The following is a 20,209-nucleotide window of genomic DNA, read 5'->3' as shown; positions in this document are numbered from 1 at the left end:
GATGTGCGCGGTTCTCAAGCTCACCCGCCTTGAGGTTCCGGTCCACGTTGGCGCCGGCGAGCAGCGCGCCTTTCGCCCGTCGATGTCCCGTCCTTGACGCGCACGTACACCTGCGGGGCGAGCACTTTCTGGACGCTGCCGTCGGGCAGCGTCACAGTCCGCTCGACCAGCCAGACGATGTCGCCGGTCAGGTGCGCCATCTGCTCGGGCGTGAGGGCCGCGCCGGAGCGCAGGTTGTATTGCCGGGCGAAGATGGCGCCGTTGTTCATGAGGACGACGTATTTTTCCGACCGCTCTATGCGTCCGACAACGACTCAGGCCGGGAAGTCGACTTCAATCGGCTTGCGCTCGGGATCGGCGAGGAAACGCACATACGTCTCGACCGCCAGTTTGTATTGAGCAATGGTGACTTCGCCGCCTTCGCCCTGGCTGTACAGGCCTTCGAACCAGACTTTGTCGCGGGTAATGTTCATCACCCACGCGTTCCCATCAACGTCTGCAATATCTATCTCTCCAGATTCCACTTTCCGAATCCACTCAAGTACGCAAGCGCCCGACCCCTCAGCGGTTTGGATGTCGCAATCGATGGCCGCGCACATCAACTCGAACTTCTCGACCAAGGCACCTTGCCGCGCAAAGTCGTACACAGCAATTCGCGGTGTAAGAACAGACTCTTTGTTGATGGCAACAAGTGTTGAACGGCAGGCTCGCAATGTATAGGTTGCGGTCATTTTTTAGTGGGATAGAACGTGGTGCGTTGGTTCTTCTGATCCCAGAAGAATTGGATAGTGATGCCACTGGGAGTTACGCCTTCCGTGCCTCTCCCAGAAAGCATCCCATATCTGCACCGGTGCTTCATAGGTCCCATTGGCGTTGTACTTGATTTCCGCCCCCGGCTTGGGCAATGCCGCCGATGCGGCGCAAGCGAGCAATGCGGCCGATCTCAGCGGTGCTCTCGCCCACCACCGCACCCAGCCCGCCAGCGGCGCAGCCTTCGGAGTTGTCCGTGCGAGCGGCGGCCGCCGCGCAGCCGGCGATCAGGTGGGCCACCTTGTTGGTGAAGGTGTTGAACAGTGGCTCGCTGCCTACGCTGAGGTCGCCGATTTCGTAGGCGCCCTGCGCCGCCGCAGTGCCCAGGAAGCTGGCAATCAGCCCGTTCCTGAGATTGACCCAGCCGAGCCGTCGCCTTGGATGGCGCCGTTGTTCATGAGGACGACGTATTTTTCCGACCGCTCTGCGTCCGACAACGACTCAGGCCGGGAAGTCGACTTCAATCGGCTTGCGCTCGGGATCGGCGAGGAAACGCACATACGTCTCGACCGCCAGTTTGTATTGAGCAAAGGTGACTTCGCCGCCTTCGCCCTGGCTGTACAGGCCTTCGAACCAGACTTTGTCGCGGGTGATGTGGGCAATCCATGCGTTACCGTCGGCCTCGATCAAATCGACTTCTCCGGCCTCGACGCGGCGGATTCCGTCCATGAAATCTGCGCCAGATCCTTCGGCAGTTTGAATGTCGCCGTCAGTAGCAGCGCACATCAATTCAAAATCTTGGACAATTTCTCCGTTGGCTCTACAAACGTGCAGATTGAAATCCACGCTGTAGTGCTTGCCTTGTTCCGGAATCGTGATCCAAGCTCTTGGCTTGCAGGTCAGCTTCATCTTTGATTGATCTTGCATCACTATTTCAATGGATAGAAGGTAATTCTTTGGTTCTTCTTGTCCCAGTGGAACTGGATTCGAATCCCGCTGGGCGTTGTTCCAATGGAACTGGCACCCGGTATTGCCAGCTTGAACGCCTCCGCCACCTCATACTCAATCCGAGCCTTGGACCACGAAGGTGGGAAGAACGTGGACTTTGCGAACTTATCCACCCACACACCCTTGCTCGCATCCCATATCTGCACCGGTGCTTCATAGGTCCCATTGGCGTTGTACTTGATTTCCGCCCCCGGCTGAATCCGCGAAGCCCCATCGGCCGCCCCTTCGGCGTGATAGCCGGTCGCATTGCCTCTTGCGTTGATCTCGCCGGCAAGGACGTGATCCATGTCGAAGTTGTTCTGATCGAGCAGCGCGCGATCCGTCTTGGCGATGTATTCCGCATCGCGGGTCGTGTCTACTGTGACGGACGCCAGATCCTGCAACTCGCCTTGCAGTTTGCCTCCTTCGGCCGCATTGCTCGCGTGCGCCGCATCGACGGCATTGCCCACAGGCTTGATGGTCTCGCCGCCCCTGAAGAGCGTCGTGAGCCCGTCTGCCACCGCTGGCGCGACGCGCCTGAACGTACCGCCGGCGACCGGCACCGCGCCCACAGCGGCCCAGAACCGGCTGACTTCCTCGCCCGACAGGCTGGCCTTTCCGGTAATGAACTGCGCCACCGCTTCGCCCGAGCCCAGCACCGGCAGCATCTCGAAGGCGAACTGCGCCAATCGCTCGGCGTCGTCCTGCGTCAACGTGCCCTTGCGCCGGATGGTCGCAACGCCTTCCAACGCCCCCATCTGCCGGTCGATCGCATCGAAGTCCGCCTGTGTGCACCCGCCCGCCTTGGCTTCGCACTGCGTCGTCAGGCGTGCGTTCTCCTCGGCCACGAGTTTCTTGACGTCATCGAATGGAGAGTGGCTCACATAGTTGTTCGCCGCCGCATTGGCCCCCGCCTCGCCGGCAAGCTGGATCTCATCCGCATCGAGCCCCGCGATGCCCGCCGCCAGCGTCGCGAACATGGCCGCGAACTGCACCGTGTCGGCACTGTTGCCGTAGATCTCAGCGGCGCTCTCGCCCACCACCGCACCCAGCCCGCCAGCGGCGCAGCCTTCGGAGTTGCCCGTGCGAGCAGCACCCGCCGCGCAGCCGGCGATCAGGTGGGCCACTTTGTTGGTGAAGGTGTTGAACAGCGGCTCGCTGCCTACGCTGAGGTCGCCGATCTCGTAGGCACCCTGCGCCGCCGCAGTGTCCAGGAAGCTGGCAATCAGCCCGTCCTTGAGCCGGTCCTCCAGGCTGCCGCCGTTGATGGCCGTGTCCACCAGCGCCCGCGCGGCGCCCGCCTTGACGTTCTGGCCCAACTGCTTGAGGAACGTCTGCGCCCCGCCGCTTTCCGTTGGCAAGCCTGTGGGGTTCAGGTTCAATCCGCCCAGCACCCCGCCGGTGACAATGGCCGTCACCAGACTCTTGACGCTGTCCTTGCTGCCCAGGTCCTTGAAGGTCTTCTTGAGGTTGCCCTTGTTGTTGATCAATGACACCGCCGTTTGCGAGCTCAGCGCGGTGAGGCCCGCCGCCACGGCCCCCTGGATGACCGTGCCGGCGGCGGTCAGGGTGGTCATGCCAGCGGCGGTCACCGTGGTTTGCCCGGCAGCCGCCGCCGCGCTCTGACCCACACCCGAGGCAGCGCCCCAGGTGAAGTAGGTCACCACCGCGGTGACGATGGCTGCGCCTTCGGGAGTGAGGCCTTGCTGCTTGTAGTCCCACTGCTCGTGGGCTTCCTCGACCTGCTTCCAGTCCACCTTGGGGGCCAGCTCTGGGTCGCTTTGCAACTGGCCGATCCACTCCATGCCAGGTTGCTTGGACAAGGCCTGGACGCTGTCCCTGGCGCCCATCTCGGCCGTGACGGCGTTGGCCTGCAGGTCGAGCTTGCCCACGTTCAGCTCGTTGTAGTGGCTGGTCGCGTCAACAGTGCCTTTGTTCTTGCTCTTTTGCCACAACAGGTCGCGGCCCTCGCTGTTGTCGGAGGCCATGCTCAGCGTCTGCTGTACTCCGAAGTTGACGACGTCGCCTTCGAGCTTGAGCGTGCCGGGTGCGTTGACCGCGGTGCCGCTCAGGCTGAGGGCGCCGCGCTTGTCATTGGCGTCGGTGGCTTGCACGGTGACGTTGGCGCCATCGAGCCGGCTACGCACTAGCGTGGTGCCCGACTCTTCATGGGTGTCGGTGTTCTTCGCGTTCTGGCCTTTGCCCAGGTCGTGCCAGCCCGTGATGACGTTGGATTGCCCGCCCTTGGTGTAGTGCTCGGCGCGGCTGTAGCTTGAATCGAGCGCGCCGGTGATGGACACCGCCGGGCCACGCACGATGACGTCGCCGCCGGCCTGGACATCCACACCGCGCAAGGCCACACCCCCCTGGGGAACGGCGCCATCTTCTTGCGCCTGCGCGTTGTCGGTCTGCGCCGGCGCGGATGCCGCTGGCTCGGTCTGTGCGCCGGAAGCCTGCCCAGAGATCGCGTTCGCGAGAGTACTGGCCGCCGCATCTAGCTGGCTCAGCCCGCCGCGCAATACCACGTTGCCACTGGCGCTGGTGATGCGGGTGACGTTGGCGGTATCGCTTTCCTGGTGCAGCGTATCGCGGCTGCCTTTGCTGCCGGGCAGCAGCACGCCGCCGAACGAGCCGCCGCTGAGGCTGCGCTTTCTGGTCTGGATGGTCTGGTCGCTTGTGCGGATGTCGCGGGCCTCGTGCAGATCCAGCACGTTGCCCGCCTCCACGATCACGCCCTGCTCGCCGTTGATCTTGACGCCCTCTCCGGTGAGGTTGCCGCCTGCGGTGATGCTGACCACACCACCGTTGAACCTGCTGGACTGGCTCAGGTCGGAGTGGCTGGAGCTGCTGGTTTGCGTTGTCTTCTTGCTGAGGTTGAACGCGTTGCTGCTGGTGCTGCGGGTGCGGCTCTGCGCATCTTCGATGTTTCGGCCGGCCTCGATGTCCAGATTGCGGTTGGCATGCACGGTCAGCAGGCCCGAGCCAGCATCGACTTGCACTTGACGGGCTTTGAAGTCGTTGCCGGCCTGGAGGTTCACCCAGCCGTTGCCTTGGATGCGAGAGCCCACCTCCTGGCTGGTGGTGCGGGTGCTGGAGTTTTCTGCCTGGCCGTTGTGGTTGGCTGACTCGCGGGTGGTGACGGTGCCCAGGTTGACGTCGCGTTCGGCACTCACGCTGACGATGCCGCGTTGGCCTTCATTGGCAACTATGCCGCCCTTGAGGTTCACGTCCTGTCCGGCACTGGCTAGCAGCGTGCCTTCGTTCTCGCCGCTCACGTACAACCCTGCCACGCGGTCGATGCGGGTGCTCTCGTAGCTGTAGCTGCCGCTGCGCGCAGCATCATCAACCAGCGTGGTTTCCACGTTCAGATCCCGCCCTGCCCGGGCGCTGAGGCTGCGGCTGGCGTCGATGCGCGCGCCTTTGACGGTGATGTCCTCGTCGGCATGCACCGCCACGTCGGTGGCGCTGATGCGCCCGCCGTCCAGGTTGGCGATGCTCTTGGCGTCGATCCTGAGCACCTCGCGCCCAGCCACCGTGCCGCCCTGGTTCTTGAGCTCGCCGGCCTTGAGGTTCAGGTCCACGTTGGCGCCAGCGAGCAGGGCGCCATTGCCGTCGATGTCGCCGTCCTTGACGCGCACGTACACCTGCGGGGCGAGCACTCTTTGCACGCTGCCGTCGGGCAGCGTGACGGTCTGCTCGACCAGCCAGACGATGTCGCTGGTCAGCTGCGCCATCTGCTCGGGTGTGAGGGCTACGCCGGGGCGCAGGTTGTACTGCTTCGCGAAGGTGGCGCCGTTGTTCATGAGGGCGATGTATTCGTCCTCGTCGCTGCTGTAGCCTTGCAGGTAGCGGTAGCCGGTGAGTTTGGCGACCTGCTCGCGGATCAGGCGTTGCTCGTAGTAGCCGTCGCCCAGGCGCTTTTGCACGCTGGCCGGGTCGTGGCCGAGTTGTTCGAGCAGGTAGTCGCTGCTCAGCCACTGGCGGTAGCTCGCAAAGCGCGGGTCGGTCTCGATGAGGTGGCTGCCGCTGGGCGTGGTGTTGAACAGGCTGGCGGCGGGCACAGTGCTGTCGGGCGCGGTGGTGCGCACAACGATGGGCTTGGGGGTGGGTGGCGGTGTGGTGGGGGCGGTGTCTGTCTCCAAGATGGCGTCGGCGGCGGTCCCGGCCGCGGGCGCGGCCCCGGTCGGCGCGGTGTCTGCAGGGGTGGCCTTGGCCGGCACTTCGACGATGGCGCCGCTGCGGGTGGCGGGCTGCACCTGGGCGCTTGCCGTGACGGTGCCGCCGCCTTCTGCGGTGTCGGCGCTCTCGGGGGCGTTCAGGGTGCGGCCGCCGTCCTGGTTCGACTCCTTGCGGGCGATGGACAGGTCGAACGATTCGGTGCGAGGCCTTTCGGTGGTGCCGCTGCTGTCGTCGACGACCCTGTAGTCCTTGTATCTGACGATCTTCTTCTTCCACGTTCCGTATTCGACGGTGCGGCGCTCGCCGGGGGTCTCGGTATTGACCAGCGCATCGGCGTTGCCGCCGAGCGTGGCGCCGGCCAGCACCTGGCTGTTGGTGTTGCTGCCGCTGCCAATGTCCAGCGTCAGGTCGCCGCCGCTGCGGATAACGCCGGGCCGGCCCGGGTCGGTGACCACGGTTTCCGTGATGTCGGCGCGGTTGACGTTGATGTCGACATAGCCGCGCGTGGCGCGGGCCATGAAGTCCTGGTTGTAGGCGCTGAGTTTGGGCAGCAGCGCGCCGTAGTCTCCGTAGTCCACTTCGAACAGGCCCCAGACCGGGTTGTCGGCGCCGTAGCGGGCGTTGGCCGAAACGTCGTAGGGGTGGCGCTGGTAGCCGTCTTCAAAGCGGTACTGGTCGCTCGGGCGCACCGGCTCCAGGCGGTACTGGCCGATGTAGCCGCTGTCGTTGCGATCCGACGCGCACTGGTAGCACCAGCCAAGCTCATCCTGGCGGAACCACCATTCGGTGACGCTGTTGATGGACCGGTACGTCTCGTTGCGCGCCTCGCTCGTGGTCTGGCTGCCGGTCGCAAACCCCACATTGAGGTTGTCGAGCCGCTCGGCGCCGATGCGCATGTTGCCGGCCGATTCGATGGTGGACCCGGCGTTGCCCACGCGCTGGGCGCGGCCACTGGCCTGGCCCGAGGTGTCGTCGATGGCGCCGCCGATACGCAGGTCCTGCCCCGCGCTGATGATGGCGCCGTCCAGGTTGTCCAGGTTCTGCGCGGCGGCAACGTCCACGTCGCCCGTGCGCGAGGCGATGGTGCCTGCGCGCTGCTGGCCGTTCACGTCGCGCCCGGCGTTGCGCAGCGTCTGGGTGGCAATGACGACGCGGTCGCCGTAGATGCGGCCAGCGCCTTCGTTGACGACGCTGGCCGCGTCGATGCGCGTGGTGCCCACGCTGTCGATCAGGCCCTGGTTGTTCACGGTGCCCGCGCTGGCGCTCACGGCGGTGTTGGCGCCGCTGAGCTCGCCTGTGGCGGTGTTGTCCACGTTGGCCGCGCGCACGCCCAGGTCGCCGCCGGCGGTGATCTTGGCGTTGTTGGTCAGGCGCCCTTCGGTGCTGTAGCGCAGCGCGCCGCCGCTGGCGATGTCGCGCGTCTGTTTCACGTCCTGTGTGAGGGCGATGCGCAGGTCGCCGCCGGCGTTGACGGTGCCGTCGCCGCTGAAGCGGTCGGCCGCCAGCGACAGCGCGCCGTTGGCCGCCAGGGTGCCGCCGGTGTTGTTCACCTGCAACTCGCCGCGCGTCTGCGACGCTCCCGGCGTGCCCGGCGTGCCCAACGTGCTGCCGGCTTCCGCGGCGGCGATGGCCAGGTTGCCCACGGCCTGCACCTGCCCGCCGCCGCCGTTGTCCAGGCGCTGGCGCAGGTTGAGCCGGGCGTCGGCGTTGGCGGTGACCGCGCCGCCGGTGTTGTCCAGCACGTCGGCGTCGATCGCGAGGTTGTTCGCGGCGATGCCCAGGTTCGGCGAGGTGATATTGCGGTTGACCACGGTCTGCGCGTTGACGGCGGCGTCGCCGTTGGCCTGGACCTGCCCGGCACTGTTGTCCAACCGGCCGACTTGCAGTTGCAGCGCGCCCAGCGACAGCAGCCGCCCGCCGCGGTTGTCGATGTCGCCGCCCTGGGTGTCCAGGGCCAGCCGGGTGCCGCCGAGCAGCATGCCGCCCTGGTTGGTGGCGCTGGCCGCCTTGGCGTTCACGGCGCCATCGGCAAGGATGGCGCCGCCGATGTTGCCCAGCGCACCGGTGGCCAGGGCAATGTCGCCGCCGCTGACGATGCCGCTGGGCGCCTGGCCGGCGGCGGCGCCGCCACTCTGGGCGAGGGTGGAACGGGTGTTGGTGAGCGCCTGGCCGTGCGTGTCCAGCGCCAGGTCGCCTTGCGCCTGGATCAGGCCCGCGTCATTGTTCAGCGCGCCGCTGTCGATGCGCAGGGCGCCGCCTTGCGCATGGGGCACGGCAGTGGCCTGCGCCTGCGTGGCGATGATGCCGCCCTGGTTGTCCAGCGCACCTTCGCGCGTGTCGATGTCCGCCTGGGCGGCGACGATGCGGCCGCCGTCGCGGTTGGACAGGCTGGCGCTGGCCAGCGTGAGCGTCTGGCCGGCCTGGAGCGTGCCGCCGCTGTTGTCGGCGGCCCCGGTTACGGTGAGGGCAAGGTCCCCACCGACGGATGCGGCCGTGCCGCCCACGTTGCTGAAGCTGCCGCTGGCGATGTCCAGCGCGCCGTTGGCGGCGATGGTGCCGTCGTCGTTGTTGAGCGCCTGGCTGGCGGTGACGCTGGCGGCCTGGGCAGCGCCGCTTTGCTGGATGAGGCCGCCGGCTCTGTTGTCGATGCGCCCGGCGGCGATGTCGATGTGGTCGGCCAGCAGTTGGCCGCCCCGGTTGTCCAGCGCCTGGGCACTTTGCGTGTTGGCCCGCACCTGCAGGCCGGCGCTGCTGGCGAGGGTGGCGCTGCGCGTGTCGATGTCGCCCCGGCGCGCCGTCAGTTGCAGCCCGGCGGCGCTTGCATGCGCGCCCTGCAGGTTCAGCGCGTCGGCCTGGATGCGGGCCTGCCCGCCCGAGAGCAGACGCCCATGTGCGCGGGTGTCGGCGGTGGAGTCGATGCGCAGTTGGCCGTCCGGGTTGACGGTGCCGTCGCGGGCGATGCCGGCGGCCAGTTCGCTGTCCGCGCCGGCTTGCAGATTCTCAGCGTCAATGGCCAGGGCGTTGCCGGCGCGCAGCCTGGCGTCGCCGCTGGCGTTCAGTTGCCCATCGACGTCCAGCCGGGCGTCGCGCCCGGCGATGACGAGGCCGCCCGCGCCGACACCCAGCGCACCGCTGTTCACTTCGAGATCGCGCGCGGCGCTGAGCGAGCCGCTGGCGTTGTCCAGCGAGCCGGCCACATCCAGCCGGGCATCGCCCGCGGTGGATTCGATCCGCCCGCCGGTGTTGAGCAGCTCGCCGGCCCGGACCTGCAGTTGCTGCTGCGCCGCGAGCGTGCCTTCGGTGTTGTCGAGCCGGCCCTGCGCGGCCACGGTGGCGTCGTCGTCGCCGGCGAGGGTGCCGCCGCGGTTGACCAACTCGCCGCCGGCGGTGACGGCCAGTTGTTGGCCGACGATGCGGCCGTCAGTGTTGTCCAGGGCGCCGCCGGCGTTGACGGCGGTGGCGCCTTGCGAGCCGATGGTGCCGCCGAGGTTGCTGATGGCCGCGGCGCTGTCGACCGAGAGCGCGTCGGCGTTGCTGGCGATGACGCCTTCGTCATTGTCGATGCGAGCGGCCTGCACAGACAGCGCGCCGGCCTGCAGAAGCTCCCCACGCTGGTTGGTGAGCCGGCCGGTGGTGATGGCAAGTGCCTGGGGGCCACCTTGCGCGATGCGCCCGTCGGTGTTGTCGATGTGGGCGGCATCGAGCTGCAGGCGCTGCGCTTCGAGCACGCCGCGCCGGTTGTCCAGCCCGGTGGCGCCTGGGCCCTGGGCATCCAGGCGCAGGATGCCGTCCGCACGCACGGTGGCGTCCTGCGTGCTCGCGGCGCCTTGCGTGGCGGCCAGGGTGACGTTGGCGCCTTGCGTGGTGCTGCCGTCCAGGTCCAGGCGTGCGCCTTGCAGGCTGAGGCTGCCGGCGGCCAGCTGGGTGCCGTGGGCTTGCAGGCCGTCGCGGGTGGTGGCGCGCAGGTCGCCGCCATCGGGGTTCAGGCGGCCGTCGGGCTGGATGCCGGCGCCCAGCGTGCTGGCTGCGCCGCCCTGGTAGCCGGCCGCGTCCAGGGCAACATGGCGCCCGGCGGTGATGGTGCCGTCGTTGGCGACGCCGACGGTGGCCGTCACGGTGGCGTCGCGTCCGGCGCGGATGCTGCCGCCGGGCGGCTGCTCGGCGCCATCCGTGGCCGCCGCAGGCTCGCTGCCCGCGTTGGCGGTGCTGGTGCTGCTGGTGCTGCTGGTGCTGCTGGTGCGGTCGCCCGGCGCGTTGACCACACTGGCGGCATTGATCTGCAGGTCTGCGCCGGCCTGGATGATGCCGCCGGTGTTGTCCAGCAGGCCGCCGGCGTCGAGCAGGGCGTTGGCGCCGCTGACGAGGGTGCCGTCCCGGTTGGCCAGGGCGTCGTCCACGCGGATGTCGAGCACCCCGGCGTTGATGCGCCCGCCGGTGTTGTCGAACTGGCCCACCTGGGCGCCGAACTGGCCCGTGACGTTGAGCGTGCCACCGGCGTTGCTGAACTGGGGCCCGCTGGCCTGCAGGCTGCCCACGCTGAGGGTGCCGCCGCTGTTGTCGATGCGCGGGGTGTCCAGCTCGACGGCGGCGGCCTCGATGCGGCCGCCCTCGTTATGCACGCCGCCGGTGGCGACGATGCTGCCGGGCGTGGTTGGGGCCGGCGGTGCGGGCAAGGGCGCGGGGGCCGGGTTGGCGCCGCTGCCTTGGTTGTCGCCCGTGGCGCCGCCATCTGTGCCGCCATCCGTGCCGCCACCCGTGCCGCCGTTGCTGCCGCCATCGGTGCCGCCGGTTCCGCCCGAGCCGCTGCCGCCAGTCTCGCCCCCCTCGCCAGCTTCGCCGCCGCCGCTGGCCACCGGCGGCGCACCGATGTACCCGCCAGCGTTGCTGCGCAGGCTGGGCGCTGCGATCTGCAGTGGCGCTGCGCCGGTCTGGCGCAGCGTGCCGGTGTTGTGCAGCACGTCGACCGAGGCCAGTTGAAGCCGCGCGGCTTCAAGGGTGCCGGAGTTCTCCAGCCGCCCGCCTGATGTGATGACCAGTTCGCCCGCGCCGGCGCCGATCGTGCCGGCGTTGCGCACGCCCAGGCCGGCGTCGGTGCCCACCAGCACGATGTGCCCGGCATACATGCCGCCCACGGCGGCTACGTCCAGCGCGTAGGTGGGCATGTCGCCGGCGGGGGTGTCGCCCGTGGCGGGGGATGCGCCATCCGCGGCGCCCGCCGCGCCCGCCTGCGCCACGCTGGTGTCGGCCGCATCGGCGCTGCGTGTGCCGCTGCCGGCCACCACCCTGAGCTGGCTGGCCCAGATGCCGGCGTTGACCTTGACCGCCTTGGCCAGGATGGCCGCGTAGTCGGTACCGGTGGCATCCAGCCCGGCGCCGTCGATGCTGACGGTGCCGCCGCGCACCAGGAAGCTCTCCAGGCTGCCGGCATTGTTGAACTGCGGCTTGCCGGTGGTGAGCGTGCCGCGCGTGGCGTTGATGAACCCGCCGCCGCCGACCTGGATGCCCGAGGGGTTGGCAATGATCACCTCGGCGCGCTGGCCGGCCACCTCCACGTAGCCGCGCAGCTGGCTGGGGTTGGGGCTGTTGACTTCGTTGAGGATGATGCGCGCCGGCCCGTGGCCGAGCCAGGGGTTGCCCTGCACCCAGCCGCCTTGTTGGGTCTGCACGTTGCCGGGGCTGTTGTTGAGGATGACGCCCTGGCGGTCGACGTCGAACTGGCGGTAGGTGTTGCGGCTCACGCCAGCGGCGGAGGGCGCCTGGATGTTGACCAGCGGCACGCCATTGGGTGCGCCCAGCACCGTGGGGCGCTGGTTCGCCGGCGCCGAGGGGTCGGCGATGATCTGCGCGGCAGCCTCCCGCCCGGCGAACGCGCCCAACCCGGCCACGCCGCCCACCACGCCGAGAGACCAGAGCACCGAGGCCGCGCCGGCGCGCGGCCATTTGGAGGTCCGCCAGGCGGCCCGGCCGGCAACGCCGGACGCGCCGGACGCGCCGCGCAAGACCGGCGTCGCCGCGCACGCATCTGCGGCGTCGGCACCGCGGCCATTGCAGGCGCTGGCCCCTGCGCTGCCGCCGCCGCTGCCAAAGTCACTGACACGGTCACTGCCACTACCGCCGCCACTGCCGCTGGCCGCCTTCTCATGCACCACCATGCGCAGGGCGCGCGCGGCGTTGAAGACGACGCGATACAGGTTCTTGTTCATTGTTGTGTCCTCCCTCTTGCCTTCTGCTCTTGTGGCGCCTTCTTGCCGGCGCCGCTGCGTTGTCGCGCTTGTGCCCACCTGGGCCGCCGCCCGCCGGCGTGCGCGCCGGCGGGATGCTTCTTCACTAGAAGCTGTAGGTCAGGCTGAAGCCCGCTGTGACATGCGCCGTCGGAAAACCCTCCGGCTTGGCAATGGGCGTGCCCACGAACAGGTCGTAGCCAAGGCTGCCCCGCGCGCCATAGGCACCGCGCACGCCGATCACCGCGCCCGCCAAGTGGTTGCCCAGCCCCCAGGCCGCGCTGGGGCCGCCGACTTCGCCGTAGTCCAGGCCCAGGTAGATTTCCGCGCCGCTCTGGCCGGCCAGCCAGCCGATGTCGTTTCGCACCAGCCAGCCGCGGTCGCCCATGAGATTGGCCTCGCCGTCGAAGCCGCGAACGCTATAACGCCCACCGATGGCAAAGCGCTCCAGGTTCACCACCGGGGTGCGGTTCCACTGCACGCGCCACAGCCCGCCGTAACGGAACCGCTGCTCGCCGATGCGCCACGGAATGGCAAGCGCCACGTCGGCGTTGAGCAGGCGCATGTGCGAGGTGCCGGTGCCGCACAGTTCTGGCGCAGGACTGTTGGCACGGCAGATCTCCTCGGGCGCACGTGTCGCGCCGAACGCGCCGGTGAACTGGCGCCAGCGCAGGTTCAGATCGAGCGTGGCCTGGCCGAAGTACTCCCGGTGCTGCACCCCCAGCCCCCAGCCGCCAAGCCGGCGCGCCTGGTTCTCGATCTCCGCATCGTCGATGTAGCTGCGGCTGGTGCGCTGGAAGGCCTCCACGCTGGCGCTGGTCTTGCGGGTCGCATCCCGGTACAGGCTGCGCGTGAGGCTCAGTTGCGCGTTGGTGGAATCGCCGGCGTAGACGTAGTTCTCGAAAGCGCCGGCCACAGTCTGGCGGTAGCTGCCCGCGCTGCCCGTGGCCGCGAGCAGCCAATGCCCCCAGGGCACCGAATAGTGCGCCGTGTACCCGTCGGTGTCCTGGCCCGTGTGGTTGAACACGTCGTGGTTGACGTTGATGTAGGCCAGGTCGTTCAGCCCCAGCGGCCCGTCCCAGGCGATGGTGGCGCCGGCTTGGTTGCGGCCGGTGGCATCGGTGCCGCCGTCGTCCAGGCTGAGCGTTGCGCGCAGCGGGAACCGTTGCTTGTAGTCAATGACAAGATCGCTGCGGCCCGGGCCGGCGCCCGGATCGGCGGCAGGCTCGATGCGGATGTTGACTTCGGCCGAGGCCAGCCGCTTGAAGTTCTCCAGGCCCTGCTCGATGTCGCGCAGGTTGAGCAGCTCGCCCTCGCGCGCCGGCAAGGCGCTGCGCAGCGTGCGCGGCATGGGCTGGTCCGCCTGGGCGGCGCGGATGGCGGCAATCCGCCCGGGCACTAGGGTCAGCGTGAGCTGTCCACCGCTCAGGTCCTGCGGGGCAGCCAGCACGCGGGTGGTGACCCAGCCGGCCTCGATCAGTGCCTGCTGCAGCCGTGCCAGCACGATGTTGACGCCGCGTGTGCCGATGCACCGGCCCAGCGGCGAATCGGCGGATGGACCGGGCGCATGCGCGCCAGCGGCCCCGGCGGCGTACCCGGCGGCGCGGACGCTGCCGGCGGGCAGCGAAGCCGCGCCCGGCTCGGCGAGGTCGGCGCGTCCGAGCAGCCATTGGAATCGTTCGGCCTCTTCGCCGACCAGCCGCAACTGGTCGATGCGCTGGCATGGCTGGTCCTGGTCCTCGGCGGGCAGGCGCTCGGCAGTCTTGGGCGCTTCGGGCTGCAGGCGCACGTCGGGGGCGGGCTCCTGCTGCTTGCGCAGTGCACGCTCGCGTTCGAGTTGGCGCTGTTGCTCGATGAACGGATCGGAGGTGAGCGCACGCGCGGCCTGCGCCTGGGCGGCGGGCGCCCCCGCCAATGCGAACGCCGCGGCCATGCCGGCCGCCGCCAAGGCCAACTGCGAGCGGCACGCGCCCCCGTGCCGGTTGCCGCCATCCTCCCTGCATGGGCGCGCTGCGCCCACGTTCCCTGTTGTCATGCTTGCATCCCTGACGGCTTCTTTCCGAGCCGCTGGGGATTGTGCAGCGGCGGCCTCAGGCCACACGTGTGACTAGTTCACGGTGTTGCACGCTCTATTCATTCGCGCACCAAACCTCCCGGCGGCATCGGTATGCCACGAAGACTTTGGCACTCATGCACGTCCAGCAGCTGCCGGGCATGAATGGTGACGACTGAGTGTCTTGTTGATCAGCGCCCGGGCGCGGCCGGCGCCGGCGTCTTGGGCCTGTAGTCGCAATACACGGCCACCGCGCATTGCCAGCACTTGGGCTTGCGCGCCACGCAGACGTAGCGTCCGTGCAGGATCAGCCAATGATGCGCATGCAGGAGGTACTCGGCCGGCACGCGCTTCTCCAGCTTCAGTTCGACCTCCAGCGGCGTCTTGCCCGGCGCCAGGCCGGTGCGGTTGCCCACGCGGAAGATGTGCGTGTCGACCGCGATGGTGGCTTCGCCAAAGGCCACGTTCAGCACCACGTTGGCCGTCTTGCGCCCGACGCCCGGCAGGGCCTCCAGCGCGGCACGGTCGCGCGGCACCTCGCCGCCGTGCCGCTCCAGCAGCAGGCGGCTGGCTTCGACCAGGTGCCGCGCCTTGCTGCGGTACAGGCCGATCGTCTTGATGTAGTCGGCCAGGCCTTCCTCGCCCAGCGCCACGATGGCCTGCGGCGTGTTGGCCACCGGAAACAGCCGCCGCGTGGCCTTGTTGACGCCCACGTCGGTGGCTTGCGCCGACAGCAGCACGGCGGCCATCAGCTCGAACGGGGTGCTGTACTCGAGCTCGGTCTCGGGCGTGGGGTTGGCCGCCTGCAGGGTTGCAAAGAACGGCGCGATATTGTCTTTCTTCATGGTGCGATCATCGGTCAGGAAACCGATTTCACACCACAGGAGCCAGCCGCCCGCAAGTGAGCTGAATCCCTATTGCCGCGCCGCGCCGCGCATGCAAAAAACCGTCTCTTGTCGAAGAACGAATGGAGACTTGCATGAAGTTGAGATCACGCCGTTCCTTCCTTGCCCAGACCGCGGCCGCCGCGCTGGGCAGCCTCGCCCTCTGGGGCGCCGCCGCGCCGGCCCTGGCACAGAACTATCCCACCCGCCCCGTTACGCTGATCGTGCCCTGGGGCGCGGGCGGGGGCACGGACGCCACCGCGCGCATCATTGCCAGCCTGATCGAGAAGGACCTCGGCCAGCCGGTCACGGTGGTCAATCGCACCGGCGGCAGTGGCGTGGTGGGCCATGCGGCCATCGCCGCCGCGCCGCCCGACGGCTACACCATCGGCCTGGCCACGGTGGAAATCGGCATGATGCACTGGCAGGGCCTGACCGAGCTGACCGGCGCCTCGTACACGCCGATCGGCCTGGTCAACGCCGACCCCGCCGGCGTGCAGGTGCGCGCGGACGCACCGTACAAGGGCATTGCCGACCTGCTGGCCGACATCAAGGCCAACCCCGGCAAGCACAAGGCCAGCGGTACCGGCCAGGGCGGGATCTGGCACCTGGCCATCGCCGGGCTGCTGCGCGACCAGAAGATCGACCCCACGGCGGTGCCCTGGGTGCCCAGCAACGGAGCCGCGCCCGGCCTGCAGGACATGGTGGCCGGCGGTGTCGACATCGCGCCGGTGTCATTGCCCGAGGCGCGCTCGCTGATCGACGCCGGCAAGATCAAGAGCCTGGTGCTCATGAGCGACAAGCCGTCCACGCTGTATCCGAACGTGCCCACGCTCAAGTCGGCCATCGGCAGCGACTGGCAGATGGCGGCATGGCGCGGCATCGTCGCGCCCAAGGGCATCCCGAACGACGTGCGCGACAAGCTGGCCGCCGCCGTCAAGAAGGCTGCCGAGAGCAAGGAGTACGCAGACTTCATGGGCTCGCGCGGCTTCGGCGTGACCTATGCGGCGCCGGATGCCTTCGGCAAGTTCATGGCCAAGTCGGACGCCGAACTGGGCGCCACCATGAAGGCAGTCGGCATCGCCAAATGAAGTTCAACGACGCCGTCTTCGGCGTGCTGCTGATGCTGCTCGGCGCCGTCGTGCTGGCCGTGGTGCAGGGGTACCCGAAGATCCCGGGCCAGCAGGTGGGGCCGGCGCTGTTTCCCGGATTGATCGCCACCGGCCTGTTCGTCGGCGGACTGATGCTGGCGGTGCGCGGCTGGCGCGACCGGGCGGCGGCGCCCTGGATCCAGGTCGGTCCCTGGGCGCGCTTGCCACGCCATGTCGTGGCGCTGGTGGCCGTCGTCGGCGGCGTGCTGTTCTACATGCTGGCGGCGCAGGCGCTGGGCTTCCTGGTATGCGCCGCCGTGGTCCTGGTGGCCTGCATGCTGGCCATGGGCGTGCGCCCGCTGGCGGCCGTGCCGCTCGCGGTGGTGGCCGCGCTGGTGATCCACCTGGCCTTCTACAAGCTGCTGCGGGTGCCGCTGCCCTGGGGCGTGCTGCAGCCGATCGCCTGGTAGACGACCGGCGAAGCCCAACGGAGAAAAGATCGGATGGAGCAAGCACTCGCGCAGGCCTTTGCGATGGTGTTCGACCCCTACACCCTGTTGGTGATGGTGGTCGCATCGCTCTACGGGCTCTTCGTCGGCGCGGTGCCGGGGCTGTCGGCCACCATGGCGGTGGCGCTGCTGGTGCCGGTGACATTCTTCATGCAGCCGATCCCGGCCATTGCCGCGATGGTCACCGCGACCGCCATGGCGATCTTCTCCGGGGACATCCCGGGCTGCCTGCTGCGCATTCCGGGCACGCCGGCTTCGGCTGCGTACACCGACGAGGCATTCGCGCTCACGCGCAAGGGGCAGGCCGAGCTGGCCCTCGGCGCCGGCCTGGTGTTCTCGGCGGTGGGTGGCCTGTTCGGCACGGCGGTGCTGATCGTGGCGTCGCCGGCACTGGCCGAGTTCGCCCTCAACTTCAGCTCGTTCGAGTATTTCTGGCTGGTGCTCCTGGGCCTGACCTGCGCGGTGTTCATCACGTCGGACCGGCCGCTCAAGGGGCTGGTGATGCTGCTGCTCGGGCTGCTGGTCGCCTGCGTCGGGTTGAACAACCCGGCGGCCTTTCCGCGCTTCACCTTCGGCAGCGTCGACATGACCGGCGGCATCGGCATGATCCCGATGATGATCGGCATGTTCGCCATCTCGCAGGTGATCCGCCATGCGGTGGACACCACGCCGCCGGGCGAGCTGGTGGTCGAGAAAGTCGGCGGCGTGCTGGCCGGCCAGTGGCAACTGGCGCGGCGCTACCCGGTGCAGATCCTGCGCGGGAGCACGCTGGGCACGGTAGTGGGCGCGCTGCCGGGCGCCGGCGCCGACATCGCCGCCTGGATGTCCTACGCCATGAGCAAGAAGTTCTCGAAGGAGCCGGAGAAGTTCGGCACCGGGCATGTGGAGGGCATCGTCGAGTCGGGCGCAGCCAACAACAGTGCGCTCGCGGGTGCCTGGATTCCGGCACTGGTCTTCGGCATTCCGGGCGACTCGATCACCGCCATCGTGATCGGCGTGCTCTACATGAAGAACCTCAACCCGGGCCCGACGCTGTTCACGACCAACCCGCAGAACATCTACGCCGTGTTCATGCTGTTCGTGATCGCCAACATCATCATGATTCCGCTGGGCATCCTGTGCATCAAGGTCGCCAAGCGCATCCTGCTGGTGCCGCGCGACGTGCTCATGCCGATGATCCTGATCTTCTGCATCGTCGGCACCTTCGCGATCAACAACTCGGTGTTCGACATCGGCGTGATGCTGGCCGCCGGCGTTGCCGCCTGGGTGCTCGAGGACAACGACTTTCCCATCGCGCCGGCCATCCTCGGCGTGGTGCTGGGCGGCATGCTGGAGGAGAACTTCATCACCTCGATGATCAAGGCCGACGGCAACCTGATGGCCTTCCTGACCCGCCCCATCGCCGCCGGCCTGGCGGTGCTGACGCTGCTGATCTGGGGCGTGCCGCTGATCAAGCGGCTGTTCGGTCGGCGTGCAGCGGCGTAGATCGCCAACTCTCATCGCCGCAGTCCTGCTCGCCCTTGACCGGTCGCTCGCCGGCCATGCCTTGGCGCAAAAGCACGCGGCCGCCTGGAGTGGGCCGAACCGCTAGCGCCGCCCCAGCTGCGCGCTGATCGCCGCCGCTTCCTGGCGGATCGCGCGGGCGATGGGGCCGTCGGGCGCGGGGTCGAAGCCGCCGGTGGCGCCCAGGGCGGTCAGCACCGCGCAGATGCGCCCGCCGTAGTCGGTGATCGGCGCCGCCACGGCGCTGATGCCGCGCAGGTGGGTGTCGCGCACGCACGCGCAGCCGGCGGCCTGCACTTCGGCGCGCAGGGAGCCGACCGGATCGCGCGCGGGCAGCAGCCGGCGCAGGTCGGGCGTGGCCCCGGCGAGTTCTTCGGCAGCCATCTCGCGGATGCGCGCGTCGTCGAGCGCGGCCAGGAAGACGCGCCCGGTGGCCGACCACAGAAGCGGCAGCACCGAGCCGGCCCGCACGTTGACGGTGACCGGCAGGCCCGGTTCCTCGAAGCGCACGATGGTCGCGCCCTTGTTGCCCATGACGGCGACGAAGCAGGTGACCTCCAGCGATTCGCGCAGGCGCAGCAGTGCCGGCTCGCTGGCGCGGATCGGGTCGGCCTGGCGCATGGCGGCCACGCCGATGGCGATGGCCTCCGGGCCAAGGTAGTACTGCTGCGAACCGCTGTCCTGTGCCACCAGGCCTTCCTCGCTCAGGCTGGCCAGGTAGCGGTGCACCTTGGCCGGCGCTTCCTGCACATGCGCGGCCAGTGCCGTCAGGGTGGCGCGCCCGCCCAGGCGCGCGAGGCCCTTGAGCACCGCCATGCCGGTTTCCGCCGCCTGCACGCGCTGGCGGCGCTCGCGTGGACGCACCAGGGCCTCGGTGGTCGGGCCGGCAGCGGAGGAGGGCGCGGGGGCAGGGCGGATGGGCGAAGGCATGGGCGTCGAGTGTCGGGTAAATCCGGACGCATCGATTACGCAATGCGCATCACAATTACGCAATACAGGAACACCCTCGTATCCTGGCCCCTTTTGGAGACACCTCATGAAGAAGCTTCTGGCCGCCGGCCTGCTCGCCCTGCCGCTCGCGGCGTCCCTCGTGCCGGTCGCGGCGTCTGCGCAGGGCCCCGCCTGGCCGTCCAAGCCGATGCGCTGGCTGGTGCCGTACCCGGCCGGAGGCGGTTCGGACTTCCTGGCGCGCACCATCGGCCAGCAGTTGTCGACGCAGATCGGACAGCCGGTGCTGGTCGACAACAAGCCCGGCGGCAACACGGCCATCGCGGCGTCCGACGTCGCACGCTCGGCGCCGGACGGCTATACCGTGCTGTCGGCCGACAACGGCACGCTGGTGTTCAACCCGGCGCTCTACAAGACCCTGTCGTACAACCCGTCCAAGGACCTGGCGCCGGTGTCGCTGATGGGCCGTTTCCCCATGATCCTGGTGGTCAGCCCGAGCGTGACGGCCAAGGACGCCAAGGCGTTCATCGCCGAGGTCAAGGCCAACCCGGCGGGCATCAACTACGCCTCCGCGGGCGCTGGCAGCCCGCACCACCTGGCGATGGAGCTGCTCAAGACCGAGGCCGGCCTGAAGATGACGCACGCGCCGTACCGCGGCGCCGCCCCGGCGCTGGCCGACGTGGCCGGCGGCCAGGTGCCGGCCATGATGGTCGACATGGCCGCAGGCGCCGGCTTCATCAAGGGCGGCAAGGTGCGTCCTCTGGCGGTGGCCAATGCCACCCGCCTGCCGCAGCTGCCGGACGTGCCGACCTTTGCCGAGCTCGGCTACAAGAACGTCGAGGCCGCCGCACTGGTTGGCATGGTCGCGCCGGCGGCCACGCCCAAGGACGTGATCGCCAGCCTGAACAAGCAGGTGGTTGCCGCCATCAACGCGCCGGACGTCCACAAGAAGCTGGTGGACTTCGGCGTCGAGCCGGTCGGCAGTTCGCCGGAGCAGTTCGCCGAGCTGCTCAAGAGCGAGACGGCGCGCTGGCACAAGCTGATCCGCGACCTGGGCATCACCCTGGATTGATGTGAACCACCC

Annotated in this window: 12 protein-coding genes; 4 read left to right on the top strand and 8 right to left on the bottom strand. The window is 68.8% G+C overall.

Annotated elements, in window-relative coordinates:
* Window positions 1-20 precede the first annotated feature (20 nt).
* The 7 genes from VES41_RS23745 to nth all read right to left on the bottom strand — a co-directional run bounded on the left by VES41_RS23745 (window position 21) and on the right by nth (window position 15,035).
* The gene (locus tag VES41_RS23745) at window positions 21-269 is read right to left on the bottom strand and encodes a hypothetical protein (RefSeq protein ID WP_324822263.1); all 249 of its coding nucleotides are present in this window, start codon (window positions 267-269) and stop codon (window positions 21-23) included.
* 45 nt (window positions 270-314) lie between these two features.
* Window positions 315-731, bottom strand: coding sequence for a hypothetical protein (locus tag VES41_RS23740; protein ID WP_324822260.1), 417 nt, complete (start codon window positions 729-731; stop codon window positions 315-317).
* A gap of 124 nt (window positions 732-855) precedes the next feature.
* A complete protein-coding gene (locus VES41_RS23735; protein WP_324822257.1) occupies window positions 856-1,050 on the bottom strand; it encodes a hypothetical protein in 195 nt (64 codons plus the stop codon).
* Between the two features lie 201 nt (window positions 1,051-1,251).
* Window positions 1,252-1,659, bottom strand: coding sequence for a hypothetical protein (locus VES41_RS23730; protein WP_324822255.1), 408 nt, complete (start codon window positions 1,657-1,659; stop codon window positions 1,252-1,254).
* 20 nt (window positions 1,660-1,679) lie between these two features.
* Window positions 1,680-12,119: a filamentous hemagglutinin N-terminal domain-containing protein gene (locus tag VES41_RS23725; RefSeq protein ID WP_324822252.1), complete on the bottom strand. Its 10,440-nt coding sequence runs from the start codon at window positions 12,117-12,119 to the stop codon at window positions 1,680-1,682.
* Between the two features lie 124 nt (window positions 12,120-12,243).
* The gene (locus VES41_RS23720) at window positions 12,244-14,070 is read right to left on the bottom strand and encodes a ShlB/FhaC/HecB family hemolysin secretion/activation protein (protein WP_324822249.1); all 1,827 of its coding nucleotides are present in this window, start codon (window positions 14,068-14,070) and stop codon (window positions 12,244-12,246) included.
* Window positions 14,071-14,381: 311 nt separating this feature from the next.
* Window positions 14,382-15,035: an endonuclease III gene (gene nth / locus VES41_RS23715; protein WP_324822246.1), complete on the bottom strand. Its 654-nt coding sequence runs from the start codon at window positions 15,033-15,035 to the stop codon at window positions 14,382-14,384.
* Between the two features lie 134 nt (window positions 15,036-15,169).
* Between nth and VES41_RS23710 the strand changes: the two genes are divergently transcribed.
* The 3 genes from VES41_RS23710 to VES41_RS23700 are packed head-to-tail and all read left to right on the top strand — an operon-like array spanning window position 15,170 to window position 18,159.
* Window positions 15,170-16,165, top strand: coding sequence for a tripartite tricarboxylate transporter substrate binding protein (locus VES41_RS23710; protein WP_324822243.1), 996 nt, complete (start codon window positions 15,170-15,172; stop codon window positions 16,163-16,165).
* Window positions 16,162-16,635: a tripartite tricarboxylate transporter TctB family protein gene (locus tag VES41_RS23705; protein WP_324822240.1), complete on the top strand. Its 474-nt coding sequence runs from the start codon at window positions 16,162-16,164 to the stop codon at window positions 16,633-16,635. Before VES41_RS23710 ends, VES41_RS23705 begins: the two co-directional genes overlap by 4 nt.
* 33 nt (window positions 16,636-16,668) lie before the next feature.
* A complete protein-coding gene (locus VES41_RS23700) occupies window positions 16,669-18,159 on the top strand; it encodes a tripartite tricarboxylate transporter permease (RefSeq protein ID WP_324822237.1) in 1,491 nt (496 codons plus the stop codon).
* Between the two features lie 102 nt (window positions 18,160-18,261).
* Here VES41_RS23700 and VES41_RS23695 read toward each other — a convergent pair whose 3' ends face one another.
* Window positions 18,262-19,107, bottom strand: a complete 846-nt coding sequence (locus VES41_RS23695) for an IclR family transcriptional regulator (protein WP_324822235.1) — start codon at window positions 19,105-19,107, stop codon at window positions 18,262-18,264.
* Between the two features lie 106 nt (window positions 19,108-19,213).
* On the opposite strand from VES41_RS23695, the gene VES41_RS23690 reads away from it, so the two are divergent.
* On the top strand, window positions 19,214-20,197 hold the full coding sequence (locus VES41_RS23690) for a tripartite tricarboxylate transporter substrate binding protein (protein ID WP_324822233.1): 984 nt from the start codon (window positions 19,214-19,216) through the stop codon (window positions 20,195-20,197).
* Window positions 20,198-20,209 lie beyond the last annotated feature (12 nt).

Origin of the sequence: Variovorax sp. (assembly GCF_035634955.1) — a bacterium.
GTDB lineage: Bacteria > Pseudomonadota > Gammaproteobacteria > Burkholderiales > Burkholderiaceae_C > Variovorax.
This window is presented reverse-complemented; position numbering and strand designations above follow the sequence as displayed.

Excerpts from the sequence above, each read along its gene's own strand:
- VES41_RS23745 (WP_324822263.1), bottom strand. The coding sequence starts at position 269 with ATGAACAACGGCGCCATCTTCGCCCGGCAATACAACCTGCGCTCCGGC.
- VES41_RS23740 (WP_324822260.1), bottom strand. The coding sequence starts at position 731 with ATGACCGCAACCTATACATTGCGAGCCTGCCGTTCAACACTTGTTGCC.
- VES41_RS23730 (WP_324822255.1), bottom strand. The coding sequence starts at position 1,659 with ATGAAGCTGACCTGCAAGCCAAGAGCTTGGATCACGATTCCGGAACAA.
- VES41_RS23725 (WP_324822252.1), bottom strand. The coding sequence starts at position 12,119 with ATGAACAAGAACCTGTATCGCGTCGTCTTCAACGCCGCGCGCGCCCTG.
- VES41_RS23720 (WP_324822249.1), bottom strand. The coding sequence starts at position 14,070 with ATGGCCGCGGCGTTCGCATTGGCGGGGGCGCCCGCCGCCCAGGCGCAG.
- nth (WP_324822246.1), bottom strand. The coding sequence starts at position 15,035 with ATGAAGAAAGACAATATCGCGCCGTTCTTTGCAACCCTGCAGGCGGCC.
- VES41_RS23710 (WP_324822243.1), top strand. The coding sequence starts at position 15,170 with ATGAAGTTGAGATCACGCCGTTCCTTCCTTGCCCAGACCGCGGCCGCC.
- VES41_RS23705 (WP_324822240.1), top strand. The coding sequence starts at position 16,162 with ATGAAGTTCAACGACGCCGTCTTCGGCGTGCTGCTGATGCTGCTCGGC.
- VES41_RS23700 (WP_324822237.1), top strand. The coding sequence starts at position 16,669 with ATGGAGCAAGCACTCGCGCAGGCCTTTGCGATGGTGTTCGACCCCTAC.
- VES41_RS23695 (WP_324822235.1), bottom strand. The coding sequence starts at position 19,107 with ATGCCTTCGCCCATCCGCCCTGCCCCCGCGCCCTCCTCCGCTGCCGGC.
- VES41_RS23690 (WP_324822233.1), top strand. The coding sequence starts at position 19,214 with ATGAAGAAGCTTCTGGCCGCCGGCCTGCTCGCCCTGCCGCTCGCGGCG.